The organism is Enhygromyxa salina (assembly GCF_000737335.2).
In the GTDB taxonomy this organism is placed as follows: domain Bacteria; phylum Myxococcota_A; class Polyangia; order Nannocystales; family Nannocystaceae; genus Plesiocystis; species Plesiocystis salina_C.
Window position 1 is genome coordinate 1 of record NZ_JMCC02000178.1, and the last position, 9,610, is coordinate 9,610.

General features: G+C 66.3%; 7 protein-coding genes and 1 pseudogene. All 8 read left to right on the forward strand.

All coding sequences use genetic code 11. The features are described 5' to 3' along the window. Positions 1–1,344 (forward strand): annotated as a pseudogene (locus DB30_RS39185) (hypothetical protein); the annotation flags it as partial. A gap of 164 nt (positions 1,345–1,508) precedes the next feature. Continuing rightward, positions 1,509–2,672: a cyclic nucleotide-binding domain-containing protein gene (locus tag DB30_RS39190; RefSeq protein WP_052559052.1), complete on the forward strand. Its 1,164-nt coding sequence runs from the start codon at positions 1,509–1,511 to the stop codon at positions 2,670–2,672. Between the two features lie 145 nt (positions 2,673–2,817). Continuing rightward, complete coding sequence (locus DB30_RS39195) at positions 2,818–3,291, forward strand: hypothetical protein (protein WP_052559054.1); 474 nt, start codon at positions 2,818–2,820, stop codon at positions 3,289–3,291. 34 nt (positions 3,292–3,325) lie between these two features. Beyond that, positions 3,326–4,396, forward strand: a complete 1,071-nt coding sequence (locus DB30_RS39200) for a monooxygenase (protein ID WP_052559056.1) — start codon at positions 3,326–3,328, stop codon at positions 4,394–4,396. Between the two features lie 7 nt (positions 4,397–4,403). Next, positions 4,404–5,339 (forward strand): oxidoreductase, encoded by a 936-nt coding sequence (locus DB30_RS39205; RefSeq protein ID WP_052559058.1) that lies wholly within the window; start codon positions 4,404–4,406, stop codon positions 5,337–5,339. Positions 5,340–5,432: 93 nt separating this feature from the next. After that, the gene (locus DB30_RS39210; protein ID WP_052559060.1) at positions 5,433–6,191 is read left to right on the forward strand and encodes a hypothetical protein; all 759 of its coding nucleotides are present in this window, start codon (positions 5,433–5,435) and stop codon (positions 6,189–6,191) included. A gap of 1,016 nt (positions 6,192–7,207) precedes the next feature. Then, a complete protein-coding gene (locus tag DB30_RS39215) occupies positions 7,208–8,428 on the forward strand; it encodes a hypothetical protein (protein WP_146662688.1) in 1,221 nt (406 codons plus the stop codon). A 245-nt stretch (positions 8,429–8,673) separates the two neighbouring features. Further along, positions 8,674–9,610, forward strand: a 937-nt coding sequence (locus DB30_RS39220) for a DUF222 domain-containing protein (RefSeq protein WP_146662690.1), incomplete at its 3' end; no start/stop codon positions are given.

The following is a 9,610-nucleotide window of genomic DNA, read 5'->3' on the forward strand; positions in this document are numbered from 1 at the left end:
GGGCCCGGGGCGTCCGCGTCCGCGCCCACGCCCACGCCCACGCCCACGCCCGCGCCGTGGTCGGACCGCTGGCTCGAGCTCGAGTCCGTCCGCTACCTCGATGATCCAGAGTTTCGCCGCGCCGCGATGTTGGCCTCGCTGCGCAACCGCGACAACCAGTACTCGCGCAAGCGCGTCGGCGGCTACGCGCTCGGTGATCGCGGCTGGGACCTGCTGCCGGAGTGGGTCCCCGCGGTCGCGCCGATCACCAACGCTTCGGTTGCGACCCTGCGCGAGACCGGCGAGCTGGCGCCGCCAACCTCCTCGCCGCCGCTGTGGGATGGCCGTCGTCCAGACCAGCTCGCGGACTGGATCGCCCTTGGGCGGCGGGTGTTCTTCGAGTACCCGCTGCGCGCCGAGCCCTTCGCCGAGCACGCGCTCGCCAACCCGGCGCTGGGCGAGGCCGTGGGGCTGCGCGCCGACGCGGACGGGCGCTGGCCGGGCGTCGTCGCGTTCGCGGATCTCGACGGTCAGACCCGCGTCGGCATCACCTGTGCGCTGTGCCATGTGGGTGAGGCTGTGGGCGAGGCTGGGGGCGAGGCTGGGGCGGCGAGCGATTCCATGATCCCCGGTCAGGCGCGGCGTCGCCTCGACTACGGGCGCATGCGTCTGAGCTACTACCGCGACAGCGGCACGCCGATTGACCCCGACCTGGCAGCGCGCATGGCCAGCTGGGGGCCGGGTCGCGCGGACGTGACAGACGACGACGACTCGGATCCCGTGGCGATCCCAGATCTGTGGGGGATCCGCGAGCTCCGTGATCTCACCCAGGCCGCGACGCTGCGTCACCAGCACCCGGCCGCGCTGGCGATCCGCCAAGAGACGCAGCTGCTCCACGCCAACGGCGAGCGCGCCCGACCGCCGCGCGAGCTCGCGTGGGCCCTTGCCATGTATGTGTATTCACTCGAGCCGCCCGCGCGGCCGCCAGCCGCTGAGCCCGACTTGGCCAGCGACGCGGGCCGGCGGATCTTCGAGCGAGACTGCGCTCGCTGCCATCGCGACGCGACCGGCTCGGGGCCGCCGATGCCCGCAGACACGATCGGCACCGATCCCGCCCTCGCCTTCGGTCACGCCCGTGGGACCGGTCTGTACCGGCCTGCGCCGCTGATACGGGTCGCCGAGGCTGGGCCGTACCTGCACGATGGTTCGGTCGCATCGCTCGAGGAATTGCTGAGTCCATCCCGCTTCGCGCCAAGCTATCGGGCAGGGGTACACGGGGCGGGCCCTGTGATGGGTCATCGCTTTGGTACAGACTTGGCCAAGGACGAACGCGCTGCGCTGCAGGCTTTTCTAGAGTCGCTCTGAACCGGGGAGGCGGCCGTCGCCCGAGTCAAAGACACCGGGCGGCTGCTTCGCCGCGATCGCTGGGGCAACCGCGGACATCCAGCACGAGCGCGTCCCGTCGCAGGATCCCGTGCGTGTGATCAGCTGGTGGCGTTGGGGCTATTCGGCTATGCATGCGGACCCCAATGATCGATGAGCGACATCGCTTGCTGCTCGCCAAGAGCGAACTGCTTCGCGGGCTCGACGAGCCCGCGCTCGCAGCGTTCATGCAGCAAGTCACGATCGTGGAGCTTCAGGCTGCCAACGCGGTCATCGTGCGCGAGGGCGAGGACGCAGAAAATTTCTACATGATCCTCACGGGCGAGGCCGAGGTCCTCAAGCGCGAGAGCGCGGGCGGGCAGGAGTTCCCAATCGCAACGCTTGGCCCGGGTGAGCACTTTGGTGAGACCGCGCTGTTCGAGCAGATCAAGCGCACTGCCACGATCCGCACGCGCACGCCGATGACGCTGGTCATGCTCAAGACCCGCGACGTCCGCGAGAATCCGCAGTCGCACTGCTGGCTGCCGGGGTTCTTGCTCAACCTCGCCCGCGAGGGCGCCACCCGCCTCGATCGGCGCACCAACCTCACCGTTCAGGGGCTGCGCGCCGAGGCCGACGGCGGTCGGCGCGTGGTCGCGCTCAATCGCTTCTCGAGCGTCGCGATCGTGGGCCTGTCGCTCTACGCGGTCAGCATGGCGTTCGCGCTGCGCTCGGCCGCGACCGCGGGTCTAGGTGGCGTGCTGTGCAACGGGATCTACGTGGGCTTGGGCGCGCTGCTGATCTGGATGATGGCGAAGCGCGAGGGATCCCTGCGCTCGTTTGGGGTGCGGATCGCCGAAGATTGGCGCGCCGAGCTCCGTGAGACCTTGGTCGCCACTGGGCTGTTGATCGCGCTGGTGACGGGGCTCAAGCTCGCGCTGATTCAAACCGTCCCCGCGCTGCGGGGCTTCGAGCTGATCACGCCGCTCGATCTTGGCTTTGCTGGGATCGTGATCGTGCTCGGATATGTCGTGTTCATGGTGTTGCAAGAGCTGTGCGTTCGCGGAGCGCTGCAGTCCTCACTCGAACAAGTGTTCGGCGCGGACCCGCGTGGGGCGATGCTCGCGATTGTGGTTTCAAACGCCCTGTTCGCGGCGCTGCACGCCCACGTCTCGCCCTACTTGGCGATCATGACCTTCGCCGCGGGCCTGGTCTGGGGCAAGCTGTTCGCGCGCCACCGTTCGCTGCTCGGGGTGTCGATCTCGCATGTTGTGGTCGGCCTGTGGGCGCTGCGGGTCTTGGGCTTCAGCGAGATCCTGCGTGGGTTCTAGAGCGGTACGGTGGCTCGCGCGGGTGTCCTGCGGGTATCCCGCTGGTACCTGAGCAGACGCTCGGCCGACCTGGTCCGCTCCCGCATGTGCACGCGCACGGGCAGGCATCTCATCGCGACAGCGTTCTCCTGGTAGTCTCCGCACGGTGCGGACCTGCTGGCAGCTCTGTTTGGGCTTCGTGCTGCTCACGGCGTGTGAGTCGCCGATCGACGACGCAGGTGACAGCGCGGCCACCGACACCAGCACCAGCACCAGCACCAGCACCGAGACCGGGGGCGAGACCCCCGAGTTTGCCGCCGAGATCCAGCCGATCTTGGAGAGCGCGTGCCTGTGCCACTTCTCGCCGGCCAACGGCGACGACATGTCGGCGCCCTACCTGACCCTCAACGCGGGCGTGGGGCTTGGCGAGCTCGTTGGCGTGGACGCGGTCCAGGTGCCCGGCATGAAGCGCGTCGTGCCTGGCGACATCCAAAACAGCTACCTGGTCCACAAGCTCCGGGGCACACATGTCGACGTGGGCGGCCCCGCGGACACCGATCCAATGCCGCCCTTGCTAGCCTTGGACGAGACCCAGATCACCACAATCGAAGCGTGGATCGCCGGCGGCGCGCCGGGGTGAAGCCTCGATCCACACCCAAAGCCCAAAGCCTGACATGAAGACAATCGCACGATCCATCCTGAGCCTCGCTGTTCCTCTGGGCCTCGTCGTTCCTCTGGGCCTTGGCGCGGCGTGTAGCCTCGACCCGGTCGGCACCGACGACGGCAACACCACGACCTCCGCGAGCGGCGACACGAACGACGGCGACACGGGCGACGGCGACACGGGCGACGGCGATCCGGGCGACGGCGACGGTGACGGTGATCCAGGCGATGAGCTGCTGCAGCGCTGGGAGATCCGCATGCCGGCCTTCAGCCCGCCCTCGCTCTTCCCGACCTACTATTCGTGCTACGCCCAGACCATCGAGGTGCCGGCCGATGTCCACATTGTCGGCTTCGAGCCCAAGGTCACCGACAATCACGTCCACCACTATGTCGTGCAGATCCTGGACTCGCCGACGACCGACGACCCCGCTGATCTGTGCGTGGAAGATCCGTGGGAGGACATGATCTGGGGGTGGGCCCCGGGCGGCGAAAACCTGTACTTGCCGCCAGAGGCAGGGTTTCGCGCCGGGCAAAACGGCACCGTCACCGTGCGCTTCCAAGTGCACTACGACAACCCGCTCAACCAGCCGTTCACCGACAGCGGCGGGTTTGATGTGCTGTACACCGAAAACCTGCGGCCGAACGACGCTGGAATCGCCACGTTTGGCGACATTGGCGGGATCTACGTCCCGGCCGGCGCGGCCGCGCACGAGCACGTCGCAAGCTGCCCCGGCAACTTCACGGCTTCCAATTTTGGCGGTCCGCTGAACGTCATCGCAACCTGGCTGCACGCCCACGACATCGGCAGCGTGCTGTGGGGCGAGGTCATCCCCGCGGGCGGCGGCGCAGCCTACGAGCTCGGTCGCGAAGATCCCTACTATTTCGACAATCAGACCTTCACGCTCGTTCCGGCCAACACGGTGCTGATGCCGGGCGACGAGATTCGGACCCACTGCGTGTACGACAACTCCGGCAACGCCAACCCCGTCGAGGGTGGCCCGGAGACCGCCGACGAGATGTGCATCAACTTCGTGCTCTACTACCCAAAGTCGGCCTCGTTCAACGAGTGCGGGATCCTCTGAGCCGGGCATGAGCAAGTGGACCCACGCGCAGATCCCCGACCAGGCTGGCAAGCAGGCGGTCGTCACGGGCTCGAACAGCGGGATCGGTTTCGAGGCCGCGCGGGCGCTCGCGGGGCGCGGGGCCGCGGTCGTGCTCGCGTGCCGGAGTGAGGCCAAGGCCGCGCAGGCCAAGGCGCGGATCCTGTCCGAGCATCCCGGCGCGTCGGTGCAGGTCATGGCCTTGGATCTGGCCGATCTCGACCAAGTGCGAGGCTTCGCGGCGGCGCTAGCCGATCGCGTCGAGCACGTGGATCTGCTTGTCAACAACGCTGGCGTGATGATGCCGCCCGCGAGCAAGACCAAGCAGGGCTTCGAGCTGCAATTTGGTGTCAACCACCTGGGTCACTTCGCGCTGACGGGCCTGCTGCTCGAGCGCTTGCAGGCCCGCCCGGGCGCGCGGGTCGTCAACGTGTCCAGCCAGGCCCATCGCTCGGGCCGGATGAACTTCGAGGATCTGGACTTCGAGGTCCGCGGCTACGATCGCATGGGGGCTTACGGCCAGAGCAAGCTGGCCAACTTGCTGTTCACCTTCGAGGCGCAGCGAAGGTTCGCGGCCGCCGGGGTCGGTGTGCTGGTCGCGGCCGCGCACCCTGGCTGGACCCGCACCAACCTGCAGCAACACTGGGGCCTCGCAGATCTGCTCAACCCCCTGCTTGGCATGGCGCCGGCCAAGGGGGCGCTGCCAACCCTGCGGGCCGCGACCGACCCCGAGGTGCGCAGCGGGGACTACTACGGACCGCGCGGGCTCTACCAGATGTGGGGCTACCCGAAGAAGGTTGGCGCCACGAAGGCCGCCCGCAGCGAGGCTGACGCCGCGCGCCTGTGGGAGGTGTCCGAGCTGCGCACGGGCGTTCGCTACCCCGCCGGTCCTGCGGCCCTCGCTGGCGCGCCACTCACGGAGTGACGCAGCCTTGTCGGTTTGCTCCGGCCGGCGCGGTTTCTTCGTAGCAGCGGCAGAAAAACTGTGCGACGGTCGCGGTTACCCATGATGCGACAAATGGATAAACCTTGGTTCCTCTCGGTCGAGTGCGTCCTCGGCCTGGCATTGATTGCGTTGCCGCTTGGATGCAAGCCCGACCCTGGTACCGACAGCGACACCGCTGCCGAGGGCAGCACCAGCGGCGACGGCGACGGCGACGGCGATCCTTCCACGGGCGACGGTGACGGCGATCCCACGACCGGCGACGGCGACGGCGACCCTGGCTGCACCCCCGGCAGCTTCAACTGCGCGTGCAACGGTGGCCTGTGCGACGAAGGGTTGATGTGTGTCGACGGCACCTGCGAGCTCGAGGGTCCGCCGGATTGCATGCCCGGTACGCTCGACTGCATGTGTGACAACGGGGACTGCGCTGGCGGCCTGGAGTGCATCGCGGACGTCTGTGGGTACCCCGCGAGCCCCTACCCGAATTGTGGGTGGGACGCCGGAAACGGCTGGAACGCGTGCGGCGAGGTGATCGAGAACCCCGCGGAGCCGCTGATGTGCCCCGAGGACTTGGAGCCGGGCGGGGCGTGCCCGTCAGGGCTCACGATCATTGGTTGCTGCGACGAGAACGGCAACAACTGGTGGTGTGAGGGCGGCGCGGTCGCGTTCGACGACTGCGGTGGGGGCGACGGAGATGGGGACGGGGACGGCGACGGGGACGGGGACGGCGACGGGGACGGGGACGGCGACGGCGACGGCGACGGGGATGGCGACGGCGACGGCGACGGCGACGGCGACGGCGACGGGGACGGCGACGGCGACGGCGATCCGTAGTCCGTTGACTCGAGGCTGGTTGCGTTGTGGGTTGGGGTCTCCCCCCAACCCACAATGCGTAGAGTCAGGGCGTAGAGTCAGGGCTGGTAGGGCACGGCCGTACCGAACACCCAAAGCACATCCCGTCGAGGGTCTCGTCGCCAAGGGGCGCATCGAGGCCAGGATCCATGACCAGACACCAAAGTTGATCGGGCCTTGGCTGGGTCTCCACGGCCGCTGGGATCGTCGACACATGGTCGGGGTTGGCAAAGGCTGAGCTCGGGCGGTGAGGGCAGGGGGGCGGCGTCGTTGGGGTCGCCCTCGAGCGTGGCCGCGGCGAGCAGCGGTCGGTCGCGGATCGTCCAAGAAATCCAGGCGCGGCTGACACTCGTCCGAGTTGTCCTGGCCCCACGGCGGCATCTGTTTGGACTGCATCGCGTCGAGAGCCAGCGCGCCCCAGGCCGCCACGCCTTCGACGGCCTCGAAAGGGCAGTCAAAGCACGTCGCCGGGCCTCCAGCAAAAATCTTCCGCGCGCCGCGCGTCCCATGGACGCAGGAACGCCTGTCTGATCATGGTTGCGAGCCTCGTCCCTCGGAGAGACTGCGGGCGAGCGGTCGGGTCCAACCCGATCGAGTGCGCATGATCGAGGCGACTCGCGCGGCGCTCTTCGAGTCCGCCACGTGGGTCGAGTCGACTACGACGCTCGCCGTCTCACCGCTGGTCCAAAATGGGCCGCTTTTGCTCACAGTTGATTGGGGAAACTGCGAGAGGCCTACGGTCGTCGAGCAATTCGTCTGGGGTCGTATCCTCGGTGATGTTCGTCCCACGGTAACCAATCAAAAAAGCGGCCCAGAATGGGCCACGCAAGTCTAGAAACCTAAAAGTTCTAGCCAAAGTAGTGCAGAAAGTCGTAGGTTACGCGCGTGCCCAGAAAGAACCTGTTGCACCGTTCGTCTCATGTTGCACGGCCGGATGCTCGTTCTGACGGAGAACGATGATACACATCGCTACACGAATATTGAGTTGCGTGGTGGGAGTGTCCCTTGCACTGAGTGGCTGCTCATTGACTCCCCCACCACGATCACCAGAGGACGAGCGCGCGCTGCAACGTGCACGAAGCCAAGAGCGAAAAGCCGCGGCGGCGAGGGAGCAACTCCAGCAAGAGTGGCAGGCGACATCGAGTGAACTCGCGCGCCTGCAAGCGGAGCTCGCAGCCCTCGATTCACCGCAAGAGGCTGCACAGCAGGTGTATCGAGCGCAATCGCTAGCCTTTGAGAGCTACGAAAACACGATACAGGCCGCCCTTGCGTTTGCACGCAGCTGCGATGATCAGGTTGACCTCGATGTCGCGGCCGAGACGGGTGCTTCGTTGGCCGGGGCGCTTGCGGAGTATGTGTCGGAACCCAAGCGCGACGAGGCTCTGAAGGCTATGGAGCGATGTCGTCCGGCATTGGTCAAACGGTGGCGCAAGGTAATGAATGAGACCGTTTTGGAGCTGCAGCGAGATTTCGCTGTAGCGATCGAGGACGTCTTTGATGAAAACAACCCCTACAGCAGGGGGTCGTTGACCGCGAAGACAAAGGGCACGACGCTCAATGTTCGAATGCGTGGCAATTTCGAGGGGCGCGCACGGCATTCGCAAGAACAGGTCGATATGTGGTGTGAGTCAGGCAGCGGACTGTTCACGAAGATCATCCTCCAGAACTCGCAAGGAACGTTCTCGTGCAAGCCTGATGAGGGCCCCAAGGAACTCATTGCCACGATTCTCGAAGAGTCCAAGGTCAACACGTCCTGGGTTGTCGTAGGAGTACAACCGACCCCAAGTAAGCCTGAGCCGCCGCCGCCTGCGACCCCAGAGGTTCAAGAGCGACGGGTGGAGCTCCTGGCCGCGGCTCGGGGTCTAGAGTCTGGGGCAGCCCAGATCGATGCTCGCGCGTCAGAAATCGCGCAGGACGAACAGCAAGCCCGACAATCGATCGAACGGGTTGATCTCCGCCACAAGGCTCGAGGGGACGAGTGGAAGCAAACTAAAATCAAACGGGCCTCGAACACGCAAATTGCCGGCGGCGTGTTCGTAGGGATCGGAGGCGTGGTCTTGCTTGGCACTGTCGGGGCCTCGCAAGCGGGGGTCGCCGAACCAGGTGACCTCATCCCGATCGGCGTGGGTGTCAGCGTGCCGCTGGTTGTGACGGGTGTTTTGCTATTGGTCGGTGGGGGCGTTCGAAAAAAGCGTGTCCAAGAGGTGGTTTTTCGCTGATGTTCGCCCCTGAGCTGTTGCTCCGCCGCGGCCTCGCCGGGACGCCCCAGCAGGCGCTCGCGCAGAACAGCGCTGCCCGCTCTGGGGGGCGCCTCTCCAGTGCAATTGCGCATACGCGCTTTGGGTCCGGACGCGGTCGCGGAGCGAGTTTTCAGCTCGCTCGCGACGCGCTCGGAAACTATCTGTGAGGCTCGCATTCACTCATGGGTGATTGACCTGAACATTAGATTATGTATAATGTATGAATGTCCGATGCCGCGACATTGCAGGATTCGTTGAGTCAGGAGCAGCTTCAAGCGATCGGTGATGAGATCGCTACATTTGCCGCACGAATCGACGTCGCCGAGCATGCCCTCATCACGCGGCTTCGGGTCTTCGATGCCCACGAAGCCTGGGGCGGCACGGGGTTTCTCTCATGTGCGCACTGGCTCAGCTGGCGGATCAGCATTGGGCTCAAGGCGGCACGCGAAAAGGTCCGGGTTGCGCGGGCGCTCGGCACATTGACAGCGGTTGATGCGTTGTTTAGCCGGGGTGAGCTCAGCTATTCAAAGGTCCGGGCGATCACGCGCGTCGCCACGCCCGAGAATGAGCAAGAGTTCATTGACGCTGCGGTCCACGCGACCGCTTCGCAGATCGAGCTACTGACCCGGGCCTACAAGCGCTGCCGCATCGACCCAGAGATCCCCGGCGAGCTGCCGCGAGACCAGCGTCGCTTCGTCCGGCGAGCCGAGACCCTTGGGGGCATGGTCCGCATCGAGATGCAGTTGACCCCGGAAGAGGCGGCTGTGGTCTGGGAAGCGATGCAATCAGCCATGTCTACCAGCGAGCCTGAGGCTTCCGCGGAAGCCTCCGTGGCGCCGTCGCCGGCCGATCAGCCGGGGCAGGCGCCCAACACACAGGCTTCCGCGGAAGCCTCCACTGATCCGACCCAAGCACAGGCCTCCACGGAAGCCTCCGCCGGCATGCCCGCAGATCCTTTAGCAGCCACCTACGGCGAGCAGCTGCAGCAACAGCAGGCCGACGCGATCGTCAATATCGCCCGGGCGTATCTACAGCACAGCCCCCGCACGCTCAGCTCCGGCTATGAGCTGGTCGTCATCACCTCAAAGGATCAGCTCGAGCACGGTCCCGGTGGGGTCGGTGGGTTCTTGCGTGACGGCACGCCAGTCCCGCTGCACGTGG

Excerpts from the sequence above, each read along its gene's own strand:
- DB30_RS39190 (WP_052559052.1), top strand. The coding sequence starts at position 1,509 with ATGATCGATGAGCGACATCGCTTGCTGCTCGCCAAGAGCGAACTGCTT.
- DB30_RS39200 (WP_052559056.1), top strand. The coding sequence starts at position 3,326 with ATGAAGACAATCGCACGATCCATCCTGAGCCTCGCTGTTCCTCTGGGC.
- DB30_RS39205 (WP_052559058.1), top strand. The coding sequence starts at position 4,404 with ATGAGCAAGTGGACCCACGCGCAGATCCCCGACCAGGCTGGCAAGCAG.
- DB30_RS39210 (WP_052559060.1), top strand. The coding sequence starts at position 5,433 with ATGGATAAACCTTGGTTCCTCTCGGTCGAGTGCGTCCTCGGCCTGGCA.